Source organism: Amycolatopsis sp. NPDC114505 (genome assembly GCF_055633615.1).
The window spans coordinates 2,368,265-2,391,304 of sequence record NZ_JBVKDV010000002.1 but is presented as its reverse complement, the minus strand read 5'-3'; the positions used below and the strand labels follow the sequence as shown (position 1 = coordinate 2,391,304).

General features: G+C 72.7%; 29 protein-coding genes. 3 read left to right on the top strand and 26 right to left on the bottom strand.

Annotated elements, in window-relative coordinates; translation table 11 throughout:
- The first annotated feature begins 103 nt into the window (after positions 1-103).
- Positions 104-1,126 carry an alpha/beta hydrolase gene (locus tag ACZ7OU_RS29170; RefSeq protein ID WP_470257591.1) on the top strand — a complete coding sequence of 341 codons (1,023 nt, stop codon included), beginning with the start codon at positions 104-106 and terminating at the stop codon, positions 1,124-1,126.
- A 3-nt stretch (positions 1,127-1,129) separates the two neighbouring features.
- Here the strand turns inward: ACZ7OU_RS29170 and ACZ7OU_RS29165 are convergent, their stop codons facing one another.
- Complete coding sequence (locus ACZ7OU_RS29165; protein WP_470257590.1) at positions 1,130-1,252, bottom strand: hypothetical protein; 123 nt, start codon at positions 1,250-1,252, stop codon at positions 1,130-1,132.
- Between the two features lie 156 nt (positions 1,253-1,408).
- On the opposite strand from ACZ7OU_RS29165, the gene ACZ7OU_RS29160 reads away from it, so the two are divergent.
- Positions 1,409-2,263 (top strand): alpha/beta fold hydrolase, encoded by an 855-nt coding sequence (locus ACZ7OU_RS29160; RefSeq protein ID WP_470257589.1) that lies wholly within the window; start codon positions 1,409-1,411, stop codon positions 2,261-2,263.
- Here ACZ7OU_RS29160 and ACZ7OU_RS29155 read toward each other — a convergent pair.
- The 10 genes from ACZ7OU_RS29155 to ACZ7OU_RS29110 form a co-directional block, all read right to left on the bottom strand.
- A complete protein-coding gene (locus ACZ7OU_RS29155; protein ID WP_470236876.1) occupies positions 2,221-2,562 on the bottom strand; it encodes a DoxX family protein in 342 nt (113 codons plus the stop codon). The two genes, ACZ7OU_RS29160 and ACZ7OU_RS29155, sit on opposite strands and share 43 nt — an antisense overlap.
- 94 nt (positions 2,563-2,656) lie before the next feature.
- Complete coding sequence (locus tag ACZ7OU_RS29150; protein ID WP_470257588.1) at positions 2,657-3,121, bottom strand: GNAT family N-acetyltransferase; 465 nt, start codon at positions 3,119-3,121, stop codon at positions 2,657-2,659.
- Positions 3,118-4,101, bottom strand: a complete 984-nt coding sequence (ligD, locus tag ACZ7OU_RS29145) for a non-homologous end-joining DNA ligase (protein ID WP_470257587.1) — start codon at positions 4,099-4,101, stop codon at positions 3,118-3,120. The genes ACZ7OU_RS29150 and ligD (ACZ7OU_RS29145) overlap by 4 nt, the downstream gene beginning before the upstream one ends.
- A 32-nt stretch (positions 4,102-4,133) precedes the next feature.
- On the bottom strand, positions 4,134-4,553 hold the full coding sequence (locus ACZ7OU_RS29140) for a DUF6292 family protein (RefSeq protein WP_470236879.1): 420 nt from the start codon (positions 4,551-4,553) through the stop codon (positions 4,134-4,136).
- A 57-nt stretch (positions 4,554-4,610) separates the two neighbouring features.
- Positions 4,611-5,015, bottom strand: a complete 405-nt coding sequence (locus ACZ7OU_RS29135; protein WP_470257586.1) for an STAS domain-containing protein — start codon at positions 5,013-5,015, stop codon at positions 4,611-4,613.
- A 238-nt stretch (positions 5,016-5,253) separates the two neighbouring features.
- Positions 5,254-6,174 (bottom strand): non-homologous end-joining DNA ligase, encoded by a 921-nt coding sequence (ligD, locus tag ACZ7OU_RS29130; protein WP_470257585.1) that lies wholly within the window; start codon positions 6,172-6,174, stop codon positions 5,254-5,256.
- A 43-nt stretch (positions 6,175-6,217) separates the two neighbouring features.
- A complete protein-coding gene (locus tag ACZ7OU_RS29125) occupies positions 6,218-6,634 on the bottom strand; it encodes a VOC family protein (RefSeq protein ID WP_470257584.1) in 417 nt (138 codons plus the stop codon).
- 57 nt (positions 6,635-6,691) lie between these two features.
- Positions 6,692-7,051 carry a helix-turn-helix transcriptional regulator gene (locus ACZ7OU_RS29120; RefSeq protein WP_470257668.1) on the bottom strand — a complete coding sequence of 120 codons (360 nt, stop codon included), beginning with the start codon at positions 7,049-7,051 and terminating at the stop codon, positions 6,692-6,694.
- Between the two features lie 56 nt (positions 7,052-7,107).
- Positions 7,108-8,169, bottom strand: coding sequence for a hypothetical protein (locus ACZ7OU_RS29115; protein ID WP_470257583.1), 1,062 nt, complete (start codon positions 8,167-8,169; stop codon positions 7,108-7,110).
- A gap of 53 nt (positions 8,170-8,222) precedes the next feature.
- Positions 8,223-8,840, bottom strand: a complete 618-nt coding sequence (locus ACZ7OU_RS29110; protein ID WP_470257582.1) for a TetR/AcrR family transcriptional regulator — start codon at positions 8,838-8,840, stop codon at positions 8,223-8,225.
- A 122-nt stretch (positions 8,841-8,962) separates the two neighbouring features.
- Between ACZ7OU_RS29110 and ACZ7OU_RS29105 the strand changes: the two genes are divergently transcribed.
- Positions 8,963-9,691, top strand: a complete 729-nt coding sequence (locus ACZ7OU_RS29105) for an SDR family NAD(P)-dependent oxidoreductase (protein WP_470257580.1) — start codon at positions 8,963-8,965, stop codon at positions 9,689-9,691.
- Here the strand turns inward: ACZ7OU_RS29105 and ACZ7OU_RS29100 are convergent.
- The 15 genes from ACZ7OU_RS29100 to ACZ7OU_RS29030 form a co-directional block, all read right to left on the bottom strand.
- Entirely contained in the window at positions 9,688-10,698 is a 1,011-nt protein-coding gene (locus ACZ7OU_RS29100) for an MBL fold metallo-hydrolase (RefSeq protein ID WP_470257579.1), read from the bottom strand. The genes ACZ7OU_RS29105 and ACZ7OU_RS29100 overlap by 4 nt on opposite strands.
- Entirely contained in the window at positions 10,695-12,161 is a 1,467-nt protein-coding gene (locus tag ACZ7OU_RS29095) for a class I adenylate-forming enzyme family protein (RefSeq protein WP_470257578.1), read from the bottom strand. The genes ACZ7OU_RS29100 and ACZ7OU_RS29095 overlap by 4 nt, the downstream gene beginning before the upstream one ends.
- On the bottom strand, positions 12,158-12,478 hold the full coding sequence (locus ACZ7OU_RS29090; protein ID WP_470257577.1) for an EthD family reductase: 321 nt from the start codon (positions 12,476-12,478) through the stop codon (positions 12,158-12,160). The genes ACZ7OU_RS29095 and ACZ7OU_RS29090 overlap by 4 nt, the downstream gene beginning before the upstream one ends.
- Complete coding sequence (locus tag ACZ7OU_RS29085) at positions 12,471-12,848, bottom strand: nuclear transport factor 2 family protein (protein ID WP_470236889.1); 378 nt, start codon at positions 12,846-12,848, stop codon at positions 12,471-12,473. The genes ACZ7OU_RS29090 and ACZ7OU_RS29085 overlap by 8 nt, the downstream gene beginning before the upstream one ends.
- Positions 12,841-14,103 carry an FAD-binding protein gene (locus ACZ7OU_RS29080; protein WP_470257576.1) on the bottom strand — a complete coding sequence of 421 codons (1,263 nt, stop codon included), beginning with the start codon at positions 14,101-14,103 and terminating at the stop codon, positions 12,841-12,843. The genes ACZ7OU_RS29085 and ACZ7OU_RS29080 overlap by 8 nt, the downstream gene beginning before the upstream one ends.
- The gene (locus tag ACZ7OU_RS29075; protein WP_470236891.1) at positions 14,100-14,456 is read right to left on the bottom strand and encodes a nuclear transport factor 2-like protein; all 357 of its coding nucleotides are present in this window, start codon (positions 14,454-14,456) and stop codon (positions 14,100-14,102) included. The genes ACZ7OU_RS29080 and ACZ7OU_RS29075 overlap by 4 nt, the downstream gene beginning before the upstream one ends.
- A 21-nt stretch (positions 14,457-14,477) precedes the next feature.
- Positions 14,478-15,665: an ABC transporter substrate-binding protein gene (locus ACZ7OU_RS29070; protein ID WP_470236892.1), complete on the bottom strand. Its 1,188-nt coding sequence runs from the start codon at positions 15,663-15,665 to the stop codon at positions 14,478-14,480.
- A gap of 136 nt (positions 15,666-15,801) precedes the next feature.
- A complete protein-coding gene (locus tag ACZ7OU_RS29065) occupies positions 15,802-16,428 on the bottom strand; it encodes a TetR/AcrR family transcriptional regulator (protein ID WP_470236893.1) in 627 nt (208 codons plus the stop codon).
- A 447-nt stretch (positions 16,429-16,875) separates the two neighbouring features.
- Positions 16,876-17,592 carry an SDR family NAD(P)-dependent oxidoreductase gene (locus ACZ7OU_RS29060; RefSeq protein ID WP_470257575.1) on the bottom strand — a complete coding sequence of 239 codons (717 nt, stop codon included), beginning with the start codon at positions 17,590-17,592 and terminating at the stop codon, positions 16,876-16,878.
- Positions 17,592-18,362: an SDR family oxidoreductase gene (locus tag ACZ7OU_RS29055; protein ID WP_470257574.1), complete on the bottom strand. Its 771-nt coding sequence runs from the start codon at positions 18,360-18,362 to the stop codon at positions 17,592-17,594. Before ACZ7OU_RS29055 ends, ACZ7OU_RS29060 begins: the two co-directional genes overlap by 1 nt.
- Positions 18,359-19,570 (bottom strand): acyl-CoA dehydrogenase family protein, encoded by a 1,212-nt coding sequence (locus ACZ7OU_RS29050; protein ID WP_470236896.1) that lies wholly within the window; start codon positions 19,568-19,570, stop codon positions 18,359-18,361. The genes ACZ7OU_RS29055 and ACZ7OU_RS29050 overlap by 4 nt, the downstream gene beginning before the upstream one ends.
- Positions 19,571-19,572: 2 nt before the next feature.
- The gene (locus tag ACZ7OU_RS29045) at positions 19,573-20,466 is read right to left on the bottom strand and encodes a phosphotransferase family protein (protein WP_470257573.1); all 894 of its coding nucleotides are present in this window, start codon (positions 20,464-20,466) and stop codon (positions 19,573-19,575) included.
- On the bottom strand, positions 20,463-21,647 hold the full coding sequence (locus ACZ7OU_RS29040) for an acyl-CoA dehydrogenase family protein (protein ID WP_470257572.1): 1,185 nt from the start codon (positions 21,645-21,647) through the stop codon (positions 20,463-20,465). Before ACZ7OU_RS29040 ends, ACZ7OU_RS29045 begins: the two co-directional genes overlap by 4 nt.
- The gene (locus ACZ7OU_RS29035; protein WP_470257571.1) at positions 21,644-22,777 is read right to left on the bottom strand and encodes a thiolase family protein; all 1,134 of its coding nucleotides are present in this window, start codon (positions 22,775-22,777) and stop codon (positions 21,644-21,646) included. Before ACZ7OU_RS29035 ends, ACZ7OU_RS29040 begins: the two co-directional genes overlap by 4 nt.
- Positions 22,774-23,040: a Zn-ribbon domain-containing OB-fold protein gene (locus tag ACZ7OU_RS29030; RefSeq protein WP_470257570.1), complete on the bottom strand. Its 267-nt coding sequence runs from the start codon at positions 23,038-23,040 to the stop codon at positions 22,774-22,776. The genes ACZ7OU_RS29035 and ACZ7OU_RS29030 overlap by 4 nt, the downstream gene beginning before the upstream one ends.

The window sequence follows — 23,040 nt, the reverse complement described above, 5'->3', positions numbered from 1 at the left end:
GTGCCCATAACACGATTGTCGGGCCGAAACGGCTCAACGCTACCCGGGGAAAAGAGGTATCGCTTAGCCCTTGCAACCGGTTGAACCGTGGTTGACTGGCGGCATGCTGCCCTGGGACGGCGACCTCGCCGGCCGGCTCGACCGGCACACCGTCGAATCCACGCTGCTGCGGGACAACCCGCTCGGCGACCCGCACGAGCGACCCCTGTGGGTGTACGTCCCACCGGGCTACGACGACGGCACCGAGCGGTACCCGGTCGTGTACGTGATCCAGGGCTACACCGGGCACCTGTCGATGTGGGCCAACCGGACGCCGTTCCGGCAGCCGTTCGTGGAGACGGCGGACGCGGTGTTCGCCGCCGGCGCGCCGGGCTGCGTCGTGGTGTACGTCGACGCGTGGACCGCGTACGGCGGCTCGCAGTTCGTCGACTCGCCGGGAACGGGCCGCTACCACTCGTACCTGTGCGACGAGATCGTGCCGTGGGTCGACGCGCGCTACCGGACGATCCCGGACCGCGAGTCCCGCGCGATCGCGGGCAAGTCGTCGGGCGGGTTCGGCGCGATGATCACACCGATGCTGCGCCCGGACCTGTTCGGCGCACTGGCGACCCACGCGGGCGACTCGCTGTACGAGCTGTGTTACGTCCCGGACTTCGGCAAGGCGGTCCGCGCCCTGCGCGGTTACGACCAGGACATCCAGGCGTGGTGGGCGGACTTCCGCGCCCGCCCGGCGTTCTCGAGCGCGGTCGACGCGACGCTGCTGCAGCTGCTCGGGGTGTCGGCGTGCTTCTCGGCGCGTCCGGACGGAACGCCGGAGCTGCCGTTCGACCCGGCGACGGGCGTGCTGCGCCCGGAGGTGTGGCAGCGCTGGCTGGACTGGGACCCGGTCCGGATGGTGCCTGCCCGCACCGACGCGGTCAGCTCGTGGCGAGCGGTCTGGATCGACGCGGGCACGAGCGACGAGTACTTCCTCGACGTCGGCGCGGAGGCGTTCCGAGCGGAGGTCCTCAAGGCGGGGCTGCCGGCGGACCGCATCCACTTCGAGCTGTTCGAGGCAGGCCACGCCGCGATCGACTACCGGTACCCGTTGTCGCTGGCCTGGCTGGCCGAGCGCCTGGCCCGCTGACGCTCAGCCGTCCGCGGCGAGCGCCTCGATGACCTGCGGGCGCTGGGCGAGCTGCCGGGAGTGGACCGGCACCTCGTCCGGCGCCGCCTTGCCCGCCTCGCGAGGTAGCGGGCGAACCGGTTGCAATTGGCCGGGTCGTAGTCGGCCGAACGCGGGTTGGCGTTGAACTCGCGGAAGAAGCCCGGCTTCTGCCCGCCCGCGTCGCGGTCGTGGTTCTCCGACGATCGGAGCCCGCCCTTTGTTACAGCGGCTAGGCTTCTTACAGCCGCTAGGCTCGGGCCCATGGTCACCGAGACGGATCTCGCCCTGCCGGACGGGCGCACCCTGCACGTGTACGACACCGGCGGCCCCGCGCGGCTCACCGTTTTCTGGCACCACGGCTCGCCCAACCTCGGGGCGCCGCCCGGGCCCCTGCTCCCGCTCGCCGAACAGCTCGGGGTCCGGTGGGTTTCCTACGACCGGCCCGGCTACGGCTCCTCCACGCCCCTGCCGGACCGGACCACCGCGAACGCCGCCGAGTGCGTCGCCGCCGTCGCCGACGCCCTCGGGCTCGACACCTTCGCCGTCATGGGGCACTCCGGTGGTGGCCCGCACGCGCTCGCCACCGCGGCGCTGCTGCCCGGCCGTGTCGTCGCCGTCGCCGGGCTCGCCGCGGTCGCGCCGTTCGGGGCCGATGGCTGGTTCGACGGCATGGCCGCCGCCACCGCCAACTCGCTGCGCGCCGCCGTGGAAGGCCGCGCTGCCAAGGAAAAGTACGAAGCCACCGCCGAGTTCGATCCCGACGTCTTCACCGAGGCCGACTTCGCCGCGCTCAACGGGTCGTGGTCCTGGCTCAACGACGTCGTCCGGCCCGCGCTCGGGGCCGTCGGCCTGATCGACGACGACCTCTCCGCCGTCAAGCCCTGGGGCTGCGACCTCGCCGCGATCACCGCGCCGGTCCGGCTGGTGCACGGCACCGACGACCGGATGATCCCCGCGACCCACAGCGAGTGGCTCGCGAAGCGGATCCCCGGCGCCGAGCTCCGGCTCACCCCCGGCGACGGCCACATCTCCGTGCTCGACCACGCGGCCGACGCCCTGACCTGGCTCGCCGGTCAGGACAACAAAGCCAGCGACGCGACCACCGGCGCCATGTAGAGCACCGGGAACGCGAGGTGCCCGTACGACCGGGCGCGCGCCACGGTCACGACGGCGCCGAGGAAGTACAGCACCAGCCCGATCGCCGCGGCGACGCCGATCGGCGGCACGAACAGGCCGACGACCAGGCCCAGCGCGCCGGCCGCCTTCGCGGCGCCCAGCCACGGCCACCACGCCTCGGGCACGCCGTAGGAGGTGATCGGCTCGACGACCCACTTCGCCCGGGTGAAGACCGAAACGGCCGAGAAGGCGACGAAGGCGGCGGCGAAGAGGGTGACGATCAGGTAGGCGGTGGACATCGGGACTCCTCCGGGGTTCGCGGGCCCCGGTGCTCCGGGTCCGTCACCCCCACGACTCCGCCCACCGGACCGATGTGACCGGCCGTGACCGCGATCACAGTCCGAGCCGCACCACGATCTCGCCGTCGTCGATCTCCCCGGTCGGGACGAACCCGAACTTCCGGTAGAACGCGCCCGGACCGTCGTCGTGCGGCTGGTGGCTCGTGAGCAGCTCGGTCGCGCCGGCCGCCCGCACCAGCGAGACGACCTCCTCCAGCACCGCGCGGCCGATCCCGCGGCCCTGGTACCGCCCGTCGACGAGCAGCCGCCACAGGTAGTACGGCCCGAGGATGCCCGGGCGCCCGGGCGGGACGTCCCAGCTGAGCATCACGAAGCCGACCGGCTCGTCGCCGAGGTAGACGGCCCGGTACCAGGGCTCGGCTTCCGGCGTCGTCGCGGCGTCCTCCAGGGACTTCGCCACCGACGCGACGAACCGCTCCTGACCCGTGTGCACGCGCAGGGCGCGCACCGCGTCACGGTTCTCGCCGGTGATCTCGACCAAGCGCACGGACGCAGTCATGACGGCTCCGGCACCCGTACCTCGCCGGGCGTCCGGTCCGGCCGCAGGCCGCGCCACGACGTGTGGCGCAGCCGCAGATCCGGCGTGACGCGGCGGTGGACGACCTCGCCGACCAGGTCCGGCTCGACCCAGTGCGCGCCGCGGGCGCGGTCGCGCGGAACCTCCGTCGCGAACGGCGACTCCGCCCGCGCCAGCCGAGCGAGGACAGCCGTCAGGTGGTCGAGCGCGCCGTCGGTGAACCCGGTGCCGACGTCGCCGATGTAAACCAGCGAGCCGTCGTCGTCGTACCCGCCGAGCAGCAGCGCGCCGAGCGTGCCCGCGCGGCGGCCGGCGCCGGTCCGCCAGCCGCCGACGACCACTTCGCGCGTCTGGGTCAGCGCGCGCTTCGTCCACAACGGCGACCGGGCACCGGCCAGGTACGGCGCGTCCAGCCGCTTCGCGACGACGCCCTCGATGCCGTGCTGGGCCGCGGTCGCCAGCAGCTGGTCCGGCGCGATGTCGGCCCGGGTGTACCAGGGCGGCACGACGAGCCGGCCGTCCGCGGGCCGGACCAGCTCGGCGAGCAGCTCGCGACGCTGCTCGTACGGCCGGTCCAGCAGCGACTCCGAGCCGATCCGCAGCAGGTCGAAGGCGAAGTAGACGACCGGGACCTCGGCCCGCAGCTTCGCCGTCGGCTCGTGCATGGCGCGGCGCTGCATCAGCTCGAACTCCGGGCGGCCGGCCGCGTTCAGCGCGACGACCTCGCCGTCGAGCACCGCCGCGTGCCCGCCGAGCGCGGGGGCGAAGACGTCCTGCAGCTCCGGGTAGCGGTGGGTGTGGTCGCTGCCGCTGCGGCTGGTGATCCGGGCCTCGCCGGTGCCCGCGACCCGGGCGCAGCCGCGGAAGCCGTCCCACTTCCACTCGTAGCCGTGGCGGTCGTCGTCCGGGAGGGACCCGTCGACGGCCAGCATCGGCGCCACCGCGTCCGGCACCATCCCCATCGCTCCAGTGTGGAGGATCGGCCCCGGCCGCGTCACCCCGCCGGCAGCAACGGCAGGAGCTCCTGGTGGCTCCCGGCGCGGCGCAGCACGGGCGAACCCGGCCGGTCCGGCTCCAGGTCGCCGGCCCGCAACGCGGCCAGGAACCGCACGATCGCGCGCGTCGGCGGCAGGATGTCGGCGCCGCCGAGGTAGGCCAGCACGATCATCTCCTCCCCGCACGCCGCCTCGACCGCGGCGGCCCAGCCGTGCACCTCGTCCCACAGCAGCGCCACGTCGCGGTCGGGGAACCGGCGCAGCCGCCAGTCCACCGCGACGTAGGCCGACACCGGGACGTCCACGTCCACGGTGCAGGACTCGAGGCCGAAGCCGAGCGCCTCGGCCACCTCGCCGAGGTACGCGCGCAGGCCGCGCTGGAACCAGAACTCGAGATCGGTGTCGATCAGGCCGGACACCCGTTTCCTTTCTTCCCGGAACCCGGCCGCGCACCCTGCGCGGCCGGTCGAAGCGGATCAGCCGAGCGCCGCCAGCGCGTCGGCCCGATCCCGGTAGCAGGAGAAGCCGGTGCCGCCGGTCCCCTGCAGCAGCCGCCACACCGCCGGTGTGCGCACCACCCACGCGACCGGGACGGCCGCGTCGTCGGCGCGCTTCTGCACCCGGTGCAAGGCGCGGAGCCCGACCCCGGAGCAGAACGTCACCTCACCGAGGTCGACGACGACCGGGCCGCCGGTCTTCAGCGCGGTTTCCGCGCATTCGACAAGAATGGCGACGGTCGCGAGATCAATGTCGCCCACCACCGCGACGAGCGTGCTCCGATGACCGGGGAACGTCGTCGTGACCGAGAACGGCTCGCACAACGCACCCGCCGAAGAACGGCCGAAGGCCCGCGAAAGCCGCGGCGGTTTCTGCATCCTCATGACCGGCTCCGACGGCTCAGGACGGTGGTTTACGCGTAGACCGTACCCAGTTCGTCCAGCTTGCCGCACAACGCAAGCACGCTCGACCGGCGGGTCATGCACCGACACGGCCGTCTGCACGTGCAACAGTCCACACGGGATGATCGAAAACGCCTGGTCGATCCCTTGTTCCGCAATTTCGGCGGTCGCCACCTCCGGAACCGCCGCGGTTTACCCGCGCAATTGCGAATTCCGAAATTCAGCCGAACGCGGGAATCGGGACGCGCGTCCGGCCCAGTCCGGCGAAGAGGTCACCGAGATCATCGACGCGCTCGAGAACTTCGCCGGCGGTGAACCGCAGGTGCGCGACGTGCCGGCAGGCGCGCACCTCGTCCCACGTGACCGGGGTCGACACGGTCGGCTCGTCGCGCCCGCGCAGCGAGTACGGCGCCACCGTCGTCTTGAACGGGTTGTTCTGGCTCCAGTCGATGAAGACCTTGCCCGGGCGCAGCGTCTTCGTCATCCGCGCGACGACGAGGTCCGGCGTCTCGGCGGCGAGCCGCTCGGCGAGGGCCTTCGCGTACTGCGACGTCTCGCCACCGTCGGTCGTCACGACGCCCGCGTAGAGCTGCATGCCCTTGGAGCCGCTGGTCTTCGCCACCGGGGTGAGCCCGTCCGCGGTGAGCACGTCGTGCAGCCGCTCGGCGACGCGGCAGCAGTCCACGATGGTCGCGCCGGGCCCGGGGTCGAGGTCGAACACGAGCCGGTCCGGCGTGCTCCGCTCGTCGTCGGCGTCGACGGTCCACTGGTGGACGTGCAGCTCGAGCGCGGCGAGGTTGGCCGCCCAGACCAGCTCGGGCAGGTCGTTGATCAGCGGGTAGGCGATGACCTCGGGGGCCTTGCCGCGCCCGCCGACGGTGAGCCGGGCGGTGCGGACCCAGTCGGGCGCGTGGCGCGAGACGTCCTTCTCGAAGAACGAGCCGCCGTCGACGCCGTCCGGGAACCGCACGAAGGTCATGGCCCGGTCGCGGATGTGCGGCAGCAGCAGCGGCGCGATGCGCGAGTAGTAGTCGAGCACTTCGCCCTTGGTGAAGCCGTGACGGGGGTAGAGCACTTTTTCGAGGTTCGAGAGCGTCAGCTGCCGCTCGCCGACCCGCACGGTGATCCGGCTCCCCGCCACGGCGTCACGCTATCACCCGTGGTGCTGGTACGGACGTATCACGTCACGCGCCGGACAGCCGCTGGGTGAACCGGATCGCGTTGCCGAACGGGTCGCGAAGGCCGCAGTCGATCCCGTACGGACGCTCGGTGGGCTCGTCGGTGAACTCGACGTCCTTCGCCAGGAGCGTCTCGTAGGTCTTGCGGCAGTCGTCGGTGGTGAAGAACAGCGTCCCGCCCATCGCCCCCTTGGTCAGCAGGTCCCGGACCTGGTCCGCCGTCGACTCGTCCATCCTCGGCGGGCCGGGCTTCTCGAGCAGGATCTCCCGGTCGGGGTGGCCGGCGACGTTGATCGTCAGCCAGCGCATGAACCCGAGGTCGGCGTCGGTGTTGACCTCGAGGCCGAGCTTGCCGACGTAGAAGTCGAGCGCCTCGTCCTGGTCGAGTACGAAGATCTGGGAAATGGTCAGTGCGGTGAACATGCGGCCGACGGTAGCGCCCGCACCCGCGGCGGCGCTTATCCGAAACGACCGCGCCGGTCAGTCCCTCGGCCGCAGCCAAGCCATGGCGAAACAGGTCGGGACGTCCGCGACCGGCCCGCGCCGCCGGTAGGCCGACGGTGACTCGCCGACGATGTCGCGGAACGTCCGGCTGAAGGTCCCGAGGCTCGTGAAGCCCACTTCGAGGCAGATCTCGGTGACGCTCCGGTCGCCCGAGCGCAGCAGGAACATGGCCCGCTCGACGCGCCGGCGCTGCAGGTAGCGGTGCGGTGTCTCGCCGAACGTGGCCCGGAAGGTCCGCCTGAAGTGCGTCGGCGAGACGTGCGCGACCTTCGCCACGGCGGACACGTCCAGCGGCTTGGCGTAGTCCCGGTCCATGGTGTCGCGGGCCCGCAGCATCCGGCGGTTGGACTCCTCCACGGCGCGACGCACCCGTCGATCACACCACACCGGACTCAGAGCAGGCGGAAGCCGCCGGCGCAGGGGTAGCCCGGCACGCCCGCCTTCGCCTGCTTGCCCGGCAGCGGGTGGCCCAGCAGCCACAGCTGCCCGGTCGTCGCCACGTTCGCGGCCAGCGAGACGTCGCCGACGAGCCGGAACCGCGTCTGGCGGCCGTCCGGCAGCAGCGCCCAGCCGGTCAGGCGGGCCACCCCGCGGGTGCGCGGCTCGAACGGCGCGTCGAGCGCGACCCGCAGCTCCACCCAGGTGTCCTCGGTGATCGGCCGGCGGACCCGCAGGACGCCGACGACCACGAGCAGGCCCATCAGCGCGAACACCGCGCTGCCGCCGGCGATGCCCCCGAACGCGGCCGGGCCCAGGAAACCGCCGGGGTCGAACCGCACGGTCGCCACGACGATGAAGCCGGCCGCGCCGAGCGCCAGGAACACCACCCCGGAGACGACCGTCCGCCGGACCCGGTACGCGCGGTGCGCGGCGAGCACCGGATCGAGCCGCGGCGGCGTCGGACGGCGTGAGACCGGCTCGGCCGGTGTCGCCCCCGGCGTCGGCGTGTCCTCGATCCGCCCGGCCCGCACCCACATCGCGCCCGGCGGGCGGACGAACACCCGCCGGCCGGCGCCGAGCACCCACAACCGGCGCTCGCCGGCCAGCTGCACCCGCGGCCCGTCGGCGAGCCGGGTCCGCAGCCACCGGCCGTCCGGCAGCCGCACGGACACCCGCGATCCCTTGACGAGCAAGCCGTCCGGGGCGATGTCCAGCCGGCGGTAAGGCTCCGGGAAGAGCCGCCGGAGCCGCACGTACAGGCTCAGGACGTAGCTCCACAACGCCAATGTGCCGCCGAAGACGGCGAAGTAGAAGTAGGGCAGCGCGCTCCCGTCCCGCACGCTCAGCGCGACCAGGACGCCGTAGGCGAGCATCACCCCGCTGAGCACCATCCGCAGGACGACCGCCGAGGTCAGCTTCCGGACATACCCGGCGAACAGCGGCTCGGCCCCCGACGGCAGGTTCGGCACGGGTTCGTGGACGCGGACTCGGTCCACGCCGGAAGCGATGTCCATGGTTCGTCGTCCCCAGTCGGTGCGTGTGCTCGGCTGCGGCAGCGTACCGGGCCTCAGCCGCAGCCGACGATCCGCAAGGCGAGGTCGCCGTAGTGGTAGGCGAGCCGGTCGACGGAGAACTCGCCGCCGTCGTGGAACCAGCTCGACACGCCCATACCCATGTCCAAGATCGAGTACGACGCGAGCCGCGCGGATCCCGGCGCGAAGACGCCGTCGGCCGTGCCGCGCTCGATCAGCTCGCGGAAGCCGCGCTCGTAGGTGCCGCGGCGGCGCAGGACGCGGTCGCGGTCCGGTTGCTCCAGGCTGCCGATCTCGCGGTTGCCGACGAAGGCTTCCAGCTGGTGCCGCGCGTGGTAGCGGACGTGCGCTTCGGCCGCCCGGCGCAGCTGGTCGCGGACGTCGGCGGCGCTGCCGACCGCTTCGGCGTGCCGGGCGATCAGGGCGTCCATCGTGCCCAGCATGATCTCCGCGAGCAGGACCTGCTTGCCGGACACGTGCTTGTACAGGCTCGGCCCGCGGATGCCGACCGCGGCGCCGATGTCGGCCATCGTGGTGGTCCGGTAGCCCTGGGTGGCGAACAGCCGCAAGGCCGCCAGCCGGATCGCGGCGGCCCGGTCGCCGGGCAGTGCCGCCGACGGGCCGGCCGGCTGATGAGGACGTTCCACCTTCATGACCGTCAGGCTAACGCAGATTAGCCACACTGTCTTGACAGTGCTTCGAAGGCGAGTTCTTATGGCTAATAGTCATTAGCCACGGAGGTCCTGGGCCTCGACCTGCTCACCTAGGAGGACTCTTGCGACTGTCCGGAAAGGTCGCGCTGGTCACCGGCGCGACCGGCGGTATCGGCGAAGCGATCGCGCGGCGGCTGGCGGCGGAAGGCGCTCGCGTCGTCGTCACCGACATCGACGCGCGGCGGTGCGAAGCGCTGGCCGCCGAGCTGCCCGACGCGATCGGCGTCGCGCTCGACGTCACGTCCGCGGCCGCCTGGGAGCGGGTCGTCGCCGGGCTGGCCGGGCTTTCGGTGCTGGTGAACAACGCGGGCATCGGCGAGCCGGGCACCGTGGAGACCGAGACCGAGGAGACCTGGGACAAGGTCATCGCGGTCAGCCAGCGCGGGGTGTGGCTCGGCATGAAGCACGCCGGGGCGGCGATCGAGCGCGCCGGCGGTGGTTCGATCGTGAACATCGCGTCGATCTTCGGCACGGTCGGCGGGTTCGGGACGCACTTCTCCTACCACGCGGCGAAAGGCGCGGTCCGGCTGATGACCAAGAACGCCGCCCTGCACTGGGGCACGCGCGGCGTCCGGGTCAACTCGGTGCACCCCGGTTTCATCGAGACCCCGCTGTCGCGCGAGCTGTGGCACGGAACGAAGCGCCACGCGGCGATGGTCGACGGAACCCCGCTGGGCCGCCTCGGCCGCACCGACGAGGTCGCGGGCGCGGTGGCGTTCCTGGCCTCCGAGGACGCGAGCTTCGTGACCGGCTCCGAGCTCTACGTCGACGGCGGCTGGACCGCGCGCTAGCGGGCGAGGCGGTACCGGGCCACACCGTCCACTTCGGACGCCGTGGCCCGGCCGCGGGCGACCAGGACGTCGAGGTGGGCGACCGTCTCGTTGACCGCCAGCATCCGGTTGAAGTCGTTCAGGTCGTCGAACGCGATCGACCGGCTGGTCCACGGCAGCAGCCGCGCCACCGCGTGGCCCTCGCGCGCGCCCGAGTCCAGCGCGTACTCCGTTTGCGCCAGGCGCTTGTCGTGGTGGTCCAGCAGTTCCTCGACGCGCGTGTGGGTGCTGGCCGCGACCGGGCCGTGGGCGGGGAACAGGCGGGTGTCCGGGAACGTCGTCATCAGCTCGAGCGAGTCCAGGTAGTCGCCGAGCGGCAGGCCGGGCTCGCCCAGCTCGAAGCCGATCGACGGCGTGATGTGGGGCAGGACGTGATCACCGGAGAACAGCGCCCCGCGGGCCCGGTCGAGGTACACCACGTGCCCGCGGGTGTGCCCGGGCGTGGCCACGACCTGCAGGCCGTCCGCCAGGAAACCGGGCTCCAGCCAGTGGTCCGGCGGCTCCCAGCCGGCCGGGTCGAACTCGCCGTAGCCCGACGCCATCCGGTCGGCCAGGTCGGCCGCCCCGCCGCGGCGCAGGACGTCCAGCGACGTCACCGGGACGTCGGTGCGCAGCCGCGCGAGCAGTTCCAGCCCCGGCCGCTCCCCCGCGCCGAGGTGCACCCGCGCGCCCACTCGGCGGCGCAGGTCGATCGCCTGCGTGTAGTGGTCGCGGTGGATGTGCGTGACGAACACGTCGGTGATCTCGCCGAGCCGCCGGCCCAGGTCCCGCAGCGCCTCTTCCAGCACGGCCAGGGACTCCGGGATCGCCCAGCCCGCGTCGATCAGCACCAGGCCGCCGTCCGTCTCGAGGACGTAGACGTTGATCGCGCGCAGGCCGTCGTTGGGCAGCGGCAGCGGGACGCGGTGCACGCCGGGCGCGACGGTCTCGGGCCCGGCGGTCGCCCACTTCCCGCGGTCGAGACTCACGTGGCGGCTCCGGTGTGCAGTCCGTCGGCGAGCTCGCGCGCGGTCACGCGGTCGAGCTTGCCGACCTTGGTCTGGGGCAGGTCGTCCACGACGTAGACGAACTCCGGCCACTTCGTCTTGGACAGCCCCGCGGCGCCGAGGTGGGCCGTGATCTCCGCGAGCTCCACCGCGCCGCCGTCACGCGGCACGGCGAGCAGGGCGACCCGCTCCCCCAGCACGTCGTCGCGGACGGGCACCACGCAGGACTGGGCGAGGCGCTCGTACCCGGCGACGGCCCGCTCGATCTCGACGATGTCGATGTTGCGGCCGCCGCGGATGACGACGTCCTTCTCCCGACCCATGATCGTGATCAGGCCGTCCACAGAGGACACCACGAGGTCACCGGTCGGGAAGAACCCGTCGGCGGTCAGCTCCGGCGGCGCGACCCGGCCGTCGCGCGCGTAGCCGAGGAACAGCGACGGCCCGCGGACCTGCGCCCGGCCCGTCTCGCCCGGCCCGAGCACGACGCCCTCGGGCGAGACGGCGCGGACCTCCGTGCCGGGGAACGGCCTGCCGTCGTGGCCCAACCGGATCTCCTCCGGTTCACCGGGCAGCGGGGACGTGTGGCCGAGACACTCGGACATGCCGAACACCCGCAGGATCTTCGTCCCCAGGGTCCGCTCGGCCCGGGCGAGCGCGGCGCGGTCCATCGGGCCGCCGCCGACGGTGAACGACCGGACGCCCCGCAACGCGCCGGGTTCCGCCGCGGCGGCCAGCTGCAGCACCATCGTCGGCACACACATCGTCCACCGGACCCCGGTCGCCGCGAGCCGCGCGACCACCGCGGCGGGCTCCCACTTCGCGGTCAGGACGAGCGGGCCGCCCAGCACCAGCGAGGCGTAGACGCCGAAGCAGAACGCGGCGGTCGACGAGAGCGGGACGATGGCCGCGACGGCCTCCCCCGGCCGCAGCCCGTTGATCTCGATCGTCCGTGCGCACGCGTAGCGCAGGGCGCTTTCGGACTGGACGACGCCTTTCGCCCGCCCGGTCGAGCCCGAGGTGAGGCCGACGAACACGCCGCCGCCCCACCGCGCCGGATCCCGCCGGTCCACTGTGGACGAAGCGACCCACCCGTCCAGCGCCGGCCGCGACGCCGGAACGTCCCACTCGGCCGCCGCGGACGGCTCGGCCACGACCACGTCCGGCCGGATGTCCTCGACCGCCGCGGCGAACTCGGCTCGCGTCGTGTGCCGGTTGACGACGGCGAGCACCCCGCCGGTCAGGCCGGTCGCCAGCGCGGCGACGAGCGTACGCCACGAGTTGTCCGCCTGGACCAGCGCGGTGCTCCCGTGCCCGAGAACGTCGGCGAAGGCCTCCGCGCGGGCGAGCAGCTCACGCGCGGAGTGCTCGCCCTCGTCGTCGACGACCGCGACGAAGTCGGCCTGCTCGGCGCGTTTCCTGAAGTCCTGGACCGCTTCCCTCATCCTGCGAACATCTCCCGCTCGGTGCCCATGACCGCGATCCGGCGGCCGCGCATGTCACCGACCTGGGCGACCGCCTCGGCCCACTCGGGGCTGGCGAGCGCTTTCCGGAGGTCGTCCTCGCTGTCGAAGCCGAGGATCGACACGCCGTCCCAGCCGTCCGACCGCGGCTCGAGCGGGGCCACGACTTCGGTGTGCCGCCAGGACCGGAGACCGGGCAGGCGGTACGTGAGCTCGGCGTGGTCGGTCCGCCACCAGGTGATGAACCGCTCGTGGGTCCAGTCCGGCGGCTTGGCGGCCAGCAGCACCAGGTTAAACATCGGCACCTCCCGCGAACCGGACGCCGGGCGAGCGGCCGATGAGCAAGCGCTCCAACCGCCCGGACGCCCCCACCTGGCCGGCGGCCACGAAGTTGGCGACGACCTCGCCGGCCCGGCGGACCTCGCCGAGGTAGAACTCGTCACGGCCGGTGCCGCCGGTGGCCAGCGGGTGGTGGGTGAGCGTGTTCTTCTCGCGCTGGGCGAGGTAGCCCTCCATCGCTTCGCGGCCGCCGGCGAAGTCGGTCGCGCCGGTGTCGGTCGAGAAGAGGATGGAGAAGGTGAAGCCGTCGTCGATCAGGTCCAGGATCCGCGCCGGGGTGTCGCTGTCCATGATCTCGAACCACTTCGTCAGGAATGGTGCCTCAGACACGTTCGACCTCCTTGACGGCGTGCGCGGCGGCGAGCCGTCCGGCCCGGCGGCCGGACACCACGGCCAGGCACAGACCACCGCCGTAACCTTCGTTATACACATCGGACAGGTCGGCGCCGACCGGGTAGAGGCCCTCGATCGGCTGACCTTCGCCGTCCACGGCGGTGCCGGTAGCGTCGGCTTCGATACCACCGAACGTGAACGTGATCGCGGGGACGACCTCGGCGAAGTACACCCGTCCGTCGCCCAGGCGGGCGCGGGCGTCGGCGTCGAGATCGGGCGGTCCTCCGGGCAGCGCCGCGAAGTCGTCCGCGACGCCGGCGCTGCCGCCGCGGTCGCGGGTGAACGCCCAGCGGTCGAGGTGCGGGCTGCCGGGGACGAACGGTGCCTCGGCGGCGCGCTGGACGGCTTCGGACCAGAGGAGCAGGCCGCGGCCGCCGTGGGCGGCCAGTGCCATGGCGTTGTTGTGGTCACCGCGGGTCTCGTCGGCGAACCGGCGCCCGGCCGGGTCGAGCAGGATCCCGGCTTCGCTGTGGTAGAGCGCGAACGCGATGTAGTCGACCGGGCTGAGCGGCTCGGCGCCGGTCGCGAACAGGTGCCCGTAGAACCCGGTGTTGGCGGTGTTGACCGACGCGCCGAGTGCGGTGGCGAGGGCCGCGCCGGTGCCACGCGACCAGGGGTTGCCGCGCAGGGGCGGGACGAACCCGCCGCCGACGAGCCCGGCCCGGACGGCCGGGTCGGCCTGCCGCCCACCGGTCGCGAAGACCACCGACCTGGTCGTGATCCGGCGCGGACCTTCCGCGGTCGTCACGTCGAGTGCGTAGCCGTCGCCGTCGCGGGTGACCTCGTCGGTGACGGCGTCGACGGCGATCCGGCCGCCGGCCGCGGTGAGGGCGCGGGCGAGGTGGGCGAGCACCAGCGGCAGGTCGAACTTGTGCCCGCGTCCGGCCAGTGCCCGCTCTTCGCCGGTCAGCGGCGGGGCGAAGCCCGACAGCCACGCGATGGCGTCGTGGTAGCCGTCGACGACCAGCCGGCCGTGCCGCTGGTGGCGGCCCGGGTCCTCGCGCCGCAGCGCGGCCTCGTCCTCGATGGCCCAGACGTAGCCGCCGGAGATCGCGGCCGAGCCGCCGATCATCGGCGCGCGTTCGAGGACCAGCGTGCGGGCGCCCGCCGTGGCGGCGGTGACCCCGGCGGACAGCCCGGCGAGCCCGGCACCGAGGACGACAGTGTCGAAGACGTCGAAGGTCTCGGTCATGCTTCCGGCCAGTCGATCAGGGCGAACGAGGTGCTGAAGAACGACTGGTACCGCGCGATCAGCCCGTGCGGGGACACGACGGCCGCGGAGTGGAACGCGCCGACGGCCGTCCCGGCTTCGGTGACGACGCCGTAGACCATCTCGGTGTCGCCGTCGGCGCAGTACCGCAGCACCTCGTGGACGCGGTCGACGGCGTTGCGCCCGCCGATGTAGGCCGCGAAGTCCGCTTTGGACTCCCCGCTCACCTCCCGCGCGGGCAGGGCGATCAGGAACCGCAGGTCGGGTTCCATCAGGTCGAGGGCTTTCCCGGGGTCCTGGCCGTCCATCGCGGACAGGTACTCTCGCAGCGCCACGGTCACTCTCCTTCGAGTGGTTCAGCGGGTGGGCGGGGTGTAGAAGTCCCCTTCGGACACCCACTTCCCGTTCTTGACGACCACTTTCTGCACGTCACGCGTGCCCATGTGCCGGTCCGGGCCGAAGTTCATCACGGGAGCGACGCCCGGGTCGATGTTCTTCGCCTGTTCGTAGGCCTTCGCGAGCGACTCGGACGTGACCGCGCCCGGGATGGTCTGCGCGATCTGGCTGAAGACCTTCGCGCCGGTCCAGCCCCAGAGCGCGATGAAGTCCGCGGGCTGGCCCGGCTCGTACTTGGCCATGGCGTCCCGGAACTCCTTGACGGCGGGATCGCTGTCGTTCGGGGACTTGACGAACTGCACGGCCCTGGCACCCTCGGCGGCGGCGCCGGCCAGGGTGAGCGTCGATTCCGCCGCGACCGGCGCGTAGCCGTACGCGGGCGCGGTGAGACCCTGCAGCTTGGCTTCCTTCATGAACGCGGCGGCCTCGGGCGAGGCGAGGATCAGGATGATCGCGTCGGGGGCCTTGGCCTTGACCTGGCTGACGACCGGGCTGTAGTCGGTCGACTGGAACTTCACCGGGAAGAGGTTCACGTTCATGGCCGGGTCGGACTTCTTCGCGACGCCCTGCGCGGCCTGGGCGACCTTGACGAACGCGGCGGGGTCGCTGTGCACGACGACGACGTTCTTCCGGCCGTCCTTCGCCACCCAGTCGCCGAGCGCGGCGGCCTGGTCTTCGTACAGCGTCTGCGTGCCGAAGAGGTTGGCGCGCGGCGGGGTGTACCAGGAGTCCAGCCCGCCCAGCTCGTTGAGGATGGGCACCTTGGACTGCTGCAGCACGAACGGGAACGCGGCTTCGGCCTGCGACGTGCCGTTGGCCGCGACGATGGCGGAGACCTTGTCCTGGCCGATGAGCTCGCGGGCGATCTGGACGGTCTGCTGCGGGTCGAACGCGTTGTCCTTGACGATCCAGTTCACCTTGCGGCCGTTGATCCCGCCGCGGTCGTTGATCATCTTGAAGTAGGCGTCCGCCCCGGCGCGCTGCGGGACGCCGGACGCGCTGACCGCGCCGGACAGCGGGTACCAGGCCCCGATCGTGATCTCTTTGTCGTTCGCTCCGGCCGAGTTCGCGCTCGCACAGGCACTGGCGGCGAGAATCAGGGTCGCGGCGACGCTGGCAACTTTGACGGGCGTCGAGCGGAGGCGCATGACTGCTCCTAGCAACCTGAGTTCAGTTCAGTTTGACTTTAGCTGCCGGTCCCAGGGTGGACAAGGGACGCGGAAAACTATCGGATCGGGCGGCAGCCCGGAAAACCGCTACCGCGGTCCTCTGTGGACCGCCGGGTTACTCGGTCACCATGCGCAGGCAGCAGCCCTCGATGAGCTCCCGCACCTCGGCCAGCGGCGTCGACCCGGTCGGGCGGTACCACCGCCAGACGCTGATGATCAGGCCCAGCAGGGCGAGCGCCAGGGTGTGGGCGTCGCGGACCGGGAACGCGCCCTGGGACATGCCCTGGGTGAGCAGCCGGGTCCAGTCGCGTTCGATGGACTGCACCAGCTCACGCGCCGCGCGGCGCTCGGTCTCCTCGCGCTTGGACGCGCGGGGGCCGGCCAGCAGGACCATGTTGTTCTGCAGGATCCGCATCTGGAGGATCTCGTTCTCGGACACGGCGAACGCCGCCCGCACCGCCGCCCGCAGCGCGGCCACCGGGTCCTGCTCCTCCTGCGTGGCCTCGACGAACTGGTCGCGCGAGCGCTGCAGCTCCAGCCGCATGATGGTGAGCAGACAGTGGGCCTTCGACTCGAAGTAGTGGTACAGCGCGGTCTGCCCGATCCCGACCCGCCCGGCGACGGCCGACCACTTGGTGGCCTCGTACCCGGTCTCGCCGAAGTACTCGATCGCGGCGGCGAGGATCGCGCCGCGCTTGGACCGCGGGCCCTCGTCCGGCTCCACCAGCCTCGCCCCCGTCATGGCGTGTCCTCTCGTCCGCGTCACCGTGCGAGCCCCGAGCGTAGTCCTCACTTGAATTCATGTCACAACCGCTCGCCGGGGACCATCGTGAGATCTGCGCGGCCGCCTCGCCCGCCGCTGCCGGCGCGATCCTCGTGACCAGGCCCGCGGCCAAGTCCTCCGACGCGCTCAGGCGGCGGTTCGTCACCAGCGGGTCGAGCGCCGGTCGCGGTCCAACGAGCCCGAGCCCGGCCCCCGCGGCAGCACCCCGGCCGGCGGCGACCACCGGAGCGTCGAGCCCGGCGCAGATCCGGAGTGCGTCGTGCGGGGAGTCCGCGATGAGCACCACAGCGGGCCGGACACCCGGCCCGCATCGCCGGGGCGCGGTCAGGAAGCCCTGCGCCGTCGCGGGGTCGATCGGGTTGGCCCGGCCGCGGGTCGGCAGGACGTCGGCGACGCCGTCCCCCCTCATCGGGCCGTCCAGCCGCCGTCGACCACCATGACCTGGCCCGTGTAGTACGACGACGCGTCCGAGGCGAGGAACAGCAGCGCGCCGTCGAGCTCGCCCGGGTTGCCGCCGCGGTTGAGCATCGTGTTGCGCTCCACCCAGCGTCGCGAACGCTCGTCGGCGAACAGGTCGCCGGTCATCTCGGACCGGAACCAGCCCGGCGCCAGCGCGTTGACGCGGACTCCGGCGCCGCCCCACTGGCCGGCCAGCTCCCGCGTCAGCCCGATCAGCCCGGCCTTCGACGCCGCGTAGCCCGCCCCGCCCAGCGGCGCGGCCGACACGAGCCCGAGGATCGAGGCGACATTCACAATGCTGCCGCCGTCGCCGCTTTCGGCCATCAGCCGGGACAGGTGGAACGGCGCGACCAGGTTCACCGCGAGCACGCCGGCGAAGTCGTCGGCGCTCTCCTTCTCCGCCCGCTGCTCCCCCGGCACGCCCGCGTTGTTGACCAGGACGTCGATGCGGCCGGCGGTCTCGGCCAGCCGGACCCGGTCGGCCGCGACCGAGACGTCGCAGGTGACGGGGTGGATGTCCGGGCCCAGCGCCGCCAGCCGGTCGGCCCGGCGCGCGGCGGCGTACACCGTCGCGCCCGCCGCGGCCAGCACCGTCGCGAACCGCGCGCCCAGCCCGGACGACGCCCCGGTCACGACCGCCGTCTTGCCCTCGAGGGAGAACATCACGCGTCCACGGCGATCGGGAGGGCGGTCGCGCCGCCGTCGAGGACCAGCGCCTGCCCGGTCATCCACGACGACGCCCCGCTCGCCAGAAACAGGGCCGCGTTGGCGACGTCCTCGGGGGTCCCGAGCCGGCGCAGCGGCAGCTTCGCGGTCAGGATCGGCTCCCGCGCCTCCCAGACCGCCCTGGCCAGCTCGGTCTTGATCACGCCGGGCGCGATGGCGTTGACGCGGACCTTCGGGCCGAGCTCGTAGGCGAGCTGCCGGGTCATCAGCAGCATCGCGGCCTTCGTCGCGTTGTAGTAGCCGATCTGCGGGTCGACGATGAGGCCGCCGACCGAGGCGATGTTGACGATCGTGCCGCCGTGCTCGGCCATCCAGGCGTGCCAGGCCGCCCGGCTCCACGCGATCATGCCGTACTGGTTGACGCGCACGGTCTTCTCCGCGCGCGGGAGGTCCAGCTCCAGGAGGTCGCCCAGGTACGGGTTGGTCGCCGCGTTGTTGACCAGGATGTCGACGCGTCCGAAGTGGACCATCGTGTCCGCGACGCACCGGTCCGCCTGCTCCGGCTCCCCCGCGTTGGCGACGACGTCGAGCACGTCGCCGGTCCCTTCCCCGCGAAGCAGCTCGGCGCGGGCGGCCCGGAGCCCGTCGGCCTTGCGCGCCGCGATCACGATGTCGGCACCCGCGGCCCGGAACGCCTTGGCGATCCCGAGCCCGATGCCGCGAGAGCCGCCGGTGATCACGGCGACCTGTCCGTCGAGAACCTTCATCGCGCCTCCTCGTACTTGGCCAGTTCCTGCCGCGCGACGGTGCGCAGGTGCACCTCGTCGGGGCCGTCGGCGATCTTCAGCGCGCGGGTGATCGAGAACAGCCGGGCCAGCACGGTGTCGTCGCTGACGCCGGCCGCGCCGTGCGCCTGCACCGCCCGGTCGACGACGCGGTGGGCGACGTCGAGGGCGGCGACCTTGATGGCCGCGACCTCCATCCGGGCGCCCGCGTTGCCGGCGGTGTCCATCAGCCACGCGGACTTGAGCACGAGCAGCCGCAGCTGGTCGATCTCGATGCGGCTGCGCGCGATCCACTCGCGCACCACGCCACGCTCGGCGAGCGGACCGCCGAACGCGACGCGGGCGAGCGTCCGTTCGCACATCAGCCGGAGTGCGCGTTCGGCGAACCCGACCGCGCGCATCGCGTAGTGCATGCGGCCCGGGCCGAGCCGCCCCTGTGCGAGGGCGAACCCCTCACCTTCCCCGCCGAGCAGGTTCGCGGCGGGCACGCGGACGTCTTCGAACAGGACCTCGCCGTGGCCGAGCCGGTCGGTGTAGCCGAACATCGGCAGGTCGCGCAGCACGGTGACGCCCGGCGCGTGGCGCGGGATCAGGACCATGCTCTGCTGCCGGTAGGCCGGGGCCGCCGGGTCGCTGACACCCATCAGGATGATGAGCTCGCAGTCGGGGTCGAGGATGCCGGAGGTGTACCACTTGCGGCCGGTGACGACGTAGTGGTCGCCGTCGCGGACGATCCGGGTGCGGATGTTGCGCGCGTCGGAACTCGCGACGTCCGGCTCGGTCATCGCGAAGCACGAGCGGATCCGCGCGTCGAGCAGCGCTTCCAGCCAGCGTTCCCGCTGCTCGGCGCTGCCGAACAGCGAGAGCAGCTCCATGTTGCCGGTGTCCGGGGCCGAGCAGTTGAAGACCTCGTTGCCGATGATCGAGCGGCCCATCAGCTCGGCCAGTGGCGCGTATTCGAGGTTGGTCAGCCCGGCGCCCCGGTCGCCGTGGGTGAGAAAGAGGTTCCACAGCCCTTCGGCGCGGGCCTTCTCCTTGAGTTCCACCATGATCGGCGGCAGGGCGTGCGGGTCGGCGGCCTCGGCGAGCTGACGGTCGTACACCGGCTCGGCGGGCAGGACGTGGGTGTCCATGAAGGACTCGACCCGCGCCCGCAGTTCTCCGGCCCGCGGGGAAAGCGCGAAATCCATGGTCAGCTCCTCACGATGTCGGCGGCGGACCGGATCATCGCGGCGATCGTGGGCGGCAGCCGCTCCTGGTCCGGGTCGTGGTGCTTGCCCTCGCGGTGCCGGCGCAGGTTGTGGCCCATGATCGCGGCCATCTTCATCCGGCCCAGCGCCCGGAACCACGCCATCGACGGCAGCGCGCCGCCGTAGACGGCCAGCAGTTCGGCCTCGGTCGGCAACCCGGGCACCGGCGTCCCGAGGGCGGGGAAGTTGCGGTGGTCGGCGAACAGCAGGAACCAGCCGAGGTCGGTCCGCGGGTCGCCGGTGCTCCAGATCTCCCAGTCCACGACGGCGGTGGCCCGGGACCCGGCGAACAGGACGTTGCCGAGCCGGAAGTCACCGTGCACGAGCACCGGCGGCAGGTCGGCCGGGACGTCGTCGGCCAAGAGCCGCAGCAGGTCTTCGGCGCCGGGCCGGAGCTCGGCCGGGACCGCGTGCATCGTGCGGGTCCAGCGCTCCAGCTCGCCGGCGGCCGACGCGGGCGGCTCGCCCGGGACCGGACCGGCGTCGTGGAGCAGACGCAGGAGCCGGGTCGCTTCAAGCATCCGGGTGCGGGCCAGCTCCGGGTCGAGGGTGTGCTCGTCCAGGACGGGTTCGATCGCCTCGCCGTCGGCGAACTCCATGGCGAACCACGTCTCGTCCGTCGCGATCACCCGCGGCACCGGCACCGCCGATCCGGCCAGCGCGCGCAGGACCCTCGCCTGCCGCAGGACGTCGTTGCGGCCCACCGGTTTCTGCCCCGGCGGGACGGCCTTGACGACGTAGGAGCCGTTGACGGTGTACGTGAGCCCGGAATGGCCGCCGGGCAGCACTTCCAGCTCGCCGCCGAGGCGGTCGCGGACCTGATCGGCGAGCGTCATCGCGACGGCTCCTTCGGCAGGCCGAGCACGCGCTCGGCGAGGATGGTCCGCTGGATCTCGTCGGAGCCGCCGGCGATGCTGTAGCCGGGGGCGCCAAGCAGGTGCTCGGTCCAGGCGAAGGTGCCCCACTCGCCGGTGTCCGCGACGACCCGCGGCCCCAGCAGCTGGACGACGAGGTCGCTGGTCCGCCGCATCGTTTCGGTCGCGTAGAGCTTCCCGACCGAGGCCTCCGCGCCGGGCTCGCGGCCGGCGGCCAGCGCCGCGGTGACGCGCAGGCCGATGAGCCGCTGGACGAGCGTGCGGACGAACAGGTCCGCCGTCCGCTGCCGCTCGACGTCGGTGAGGGCACTGTGCCGCGCCAGCTCGATCGCGCGGTCGGCGTTGTCCAGGCCGAGCGAGCCCGAGTCGAGGCGTTCGGCGGCCAGAACGCTGAGCGTGACCTTCCAGCCCTGGCCGACCGGACCGAGCCGGTCGGTGTCGGGCACGACGACGCCGTCGAGGTAGACCTCGTTGAAGCTGGCACCGCCGGTCATCTGCCGGATCGGCCGCACGGTGACGCCGGGAGCGTCCATCCGCACCAGGAACACCGTGATACCGGCGTGCTTCGCGACGTCGGGATCGGTGCGGCAGACGGCGACACCCCAGGTGGCGACGCGGGCGCCGGACGTCCACACCTTGTGGCCGTCGAGCACCCATCCGTCGCCGGTGCGCACGGCGCGGGTGCGGACGGCCGCGAGGTCGGAGCCTGCTTCGGTTTCCGAGAACAGCTGGCAGGCCAGCTCGTCGGTCCGCAGCATCGGCCGCAGCCAGCGCCGTTTCTGGTCGCCGGTGCCCCAGATCTCGATCGCGGGGGCCACGAGGTGCTGGGTCACCGGGAAGATCTCGCTCCGCCGCGGGACGTCGAACGCGGCTTCCTCGGTGCGGTAGAGCTGTTCGTAGTACGCCGGCAGCCCGCGGCCGCCGAACTCGGGCGCGCGGCCGAGAGCGCCCCAGCCCGCGTCGAACCGGGTGCGTTCCCACTCCTGACCACGCGCGGTCTGCGAGCGTTCCTCTTCTTCGGTCCAGTTCTCGAACACCGCCACCGAGTCGTCGCCCGTGCCCCAGCCGGCCGAAGTCCGGGGACCGGCCACAGTGGACAGCCAGGTCCTGGCCTCGGCGCGGAACTCCGCCGGGCCGGTCATCGGGCCAGCACCGTGCACGCGCTGACCCCGGGTGCGCCGTAGACGTGGGTGAACCCGATCCGCGGTGCGCCCGGCACCTGCCGTGCGCCCGCCCGGCCGCGCAGCTGCTGGACGACCTCGTAGACCTGCCGCAGCCCGGACGCGCCGATCGGCTCGCCGTTGGCGATGCAGCCGCCGTCGGTGTTGACCGGCAGCGTGCCGCCGATCTCGGTGGCCCCGGACGCGATCAGCTTCTCCTGCTCGCCGTCCGCGCAGAACCCGCACTCGGCCAGGTGCATGACCTCGGCGCCGCTCTCGGTGTCCTGCAGCTGGGCGACGTCCACATCGGACGGTCCGAGGCCGGCCCGCTCGAACGCCGCCGCGGCCGTGTCGCGGCTGACGCTGGTCAGCTCGCCCGCTTCGATCGACGGGCTGAAGACCTCGAACGAGCCGCGCCGGCGGGTCCGCACGACGGCGGATCGCAGCGTGACGGCGTCCCGGGTGGGGACCGAGGGAGAGCACAGGACCAGCGCCGCCGCGCCCTCCCCCGGAGAACAGAACATGAAGCGGGTCAACGGGTCGTTGACCAGGCCGGACGCGAGGATCTCGTCGGCACTGATCTCCTTGCGCCGCCACGCTTCCGGTGTCAGGCTGCCGTTGCGGTAGGCCTTTTCCGCGACCAGCGCCAGGGTCCGCTCGGTGATCCCGAAGTCGTGCATGTACCGCCGGATCTTCACGCCGAAGAACTGGGTGGTCACCATCAGCCCGTCGCGCCCGTAGGCGTCGTCGAGCCCCCAGTCCCCGGGCCGCGGGTCGAACGCTCCGCGCGGGTGCTTGTCGAACCCGACGGCGAGCACGACGTCCGCCATCCCGGACCGGATCGCGTTGACCGCCGAGACCAGCGCGCTCCCGCCGGTCGCGCAGCCGTTCTTGACGTTGACGAACGGCAGGCCGGTGCGGCCGAGGTCGGTGACCAGGGTGTCGGCCAGGCCGGCGGCGTCGCTGCCGCCGAAGGCCGCGCCGACCCGCGACCACGGGATCCCGGCGTCGGCGAGCGCCGCCGTCACCGCTTCGACGGCGTGGGCGCGCCCGGAGCGCTCCGAGCGGCCGAACGCCGTGCGGGCGGCCCCGCAGATCAGGACGTCGCTCACGAATCCTCCTCGACCGGCTCGGCACGCGGCACGCCGGTGGTCTCTTCGACGCGGAAACGCATGCCGATCCGGACCCCCGCCGGGTCGGGTACGTCGAGCACGGCGGCCACGCGCGGGCCGCCGTCCAGCTCGACGTACCCGAGCGCGAACGGCCGGAAGCCGGCGGCCGGCGGGACGTACGGGGGCGACTTCGGCGCGAACCGCTGCACGGTCCAGCTCCACAGCACGCCCTCGGCGGGCAGGGTCACCCCCGTCGGTTCCAT

What these genes read in the sequence shown, in the direction of transcription:
- ACZ7OU_RS29170 (WP_470257591.1), top strand. Translation starts at nt 104, where the DNA reads ATGCTGCCCTGGGACGGCGACCTCGCCGGCCGGCTCGACCGGCACACC.
- ACZ7OU_RS29160 (WP_470257589.1), top strand. Translation starts at nt 1,409, where the DNA reads ATGGTCACCGAGACGGATCTCGCCCTGCCGGACGGGCGCACCCTGCAC.
- ACZ7OU_RS29155 (WP_470236876.1), bottom strand. Translation starts at nt 2,562, where the DNA reads ATGTCCACCGCCTACCTGATCGTCACCCTCTTCGCCGCCGCCTTCGTC.
- ACZ7OU_RS29150 (WP_470257588.1), bottom strand. Translation starts at nt 3,121, where the DNA reads ATGACTGCGTCCGTGCGCTTGGTCGAGATCACCGGCGAGAACCGTGAC.
- ligD (WP_470257587.1), bottom strand. Translation starts at nt 4,101, where the DNA reads ATGGGGATGGTGCCGGACGCGGTGGCGCCGATGCTGGCCGTCGACGGG.
- ACZ7OU_RS29135 (WP_470257586.1), bottom strand. Translation starts at nt 5,015, where the DNA reads ATGAGGATGCAGAAACCGCCGCGGCTTTCGCGGGCCTTCGGCCGTTCT.
- ACZ7OU_RS29125 (WP_470257584.1), bottom strand. Translation starts at nt 6,634, where the DNA reads ATGTTCACCGCACTGACCATTTCCCAGATCTTCGTACTCGACCAGGAC.
- ACZ7OU_RS29120 (WP_470257668.1), bottom strand. Translation starts at nt 7,051, where the DNA reads ATGCTGCGGGCCCGCGACACCATGGACCGGGACTACGCCAAGCCGCTG.
- ACZ7OU_RS29115 (WP_470257583.1), bottom strand. Translation starts at nt 8,169, where the DNA reads ATGGACATCGCTTCCGGCGTGGACCGAGTCCGCGTCCACGAACCCGTG.
- ACZ7OU_RS29110 (WP_470257582.1), bottom strand. Translation starts at nt 8,840, where the DNA reads ATGAAGGTGGAACGTCCTCATCAGCCGGCCGGCCCGTCGGCGGCACTG.
- ACZ7OU_RS29095 (WP_470257578.1), bottom strand. Translation starts at nt 12,161, where the DNA reads ATGAGGGAAGCGGTCCAGGACTTCAGGAAACGCGCCGAGCAGGCCGAC.
- ACZ7OU_RS29090 (WP_470257577.1), bottom strand. Translation starts at nt 12,478, where the DNA reads ATGTTTAACCTGGTGCTGCTGGCCGCCAAGCCGCCGGACTGGACCCAC.
- ACZ7OU_RS29080 (WP_470257576.1), bottom strand. Translation starts at nt 14,103, where the DNA reads ATGACCGAGACCTTCGACGTCTTCGACACTGTCGTCCTCGGTGCCGGG.
- ACZ7OU_RS29070 (WP_470236892.1), bottom strand. Translation starts at nt 15,665, where the DNA reads ATGCGCCTCCGCTCGACGCCCGTCAAAGTTGCCAGCGTCGCCGCGACC.
- ACZ7OU_RS29065 (WP_470236893.1), bottom strand. Translation starts at nt 16,428, where the DNA reads ATGACGGGGGCGAGGCTGGTGGAGCCGGACGAGGGCCCGCGGTCCAAG.
- ACZ7OU_RS29060 (WP_470257575.1), bottom strand. Translation starts at nt 17,592, where the DNA reads ATGTTCTCCCTCGAGGGCAAGACGGCGGTCGTGACCGGGGCGTCGTCC.
- ACZ7OU_RS29055 (WP_470257574.1), bottom strand. Translation starts at nt 18,362, where the DNA reads ATGAAGGTTCTCGACGGACAGGTCGCCGTGATCACCGGCGGCTCTCGC.
- ACZ7OU_RS29050 (WP_470236896.1), bottom strand. Translation starts at nt 19,570, where the DNA reads ATGGATTTCGCGCTTTCCCCGCGGGCCGGAGAACTGCGGGCGCGGGTC.
- ACZ7OU_RS29045 (WP_470257573.1), bottom strand. Translation starts at nt 20,466, where the DNA reads ATGACGCTCGCCGATCAGGTCCGCGACCGCCTCGGCGGCGAGCTGGAA.
- ACZ7OU_RS29040 (WP_470257572.1), bottom strand. Translation starts at nt 21,647, where the DNA reads ATGACCGGCCCGGCGGAGTTCCGCGCCGAGGCCAGGACCTGGCTGTCC.
- ACZ7OU_RS29030 (WP_470257570.1), bottom strand. Translation starts at nt 23,040, where the DNA reads ATGGAACCGACGGGGGTGACCCTGCCCGCCGAGGGCGTGCTGTGGAGC.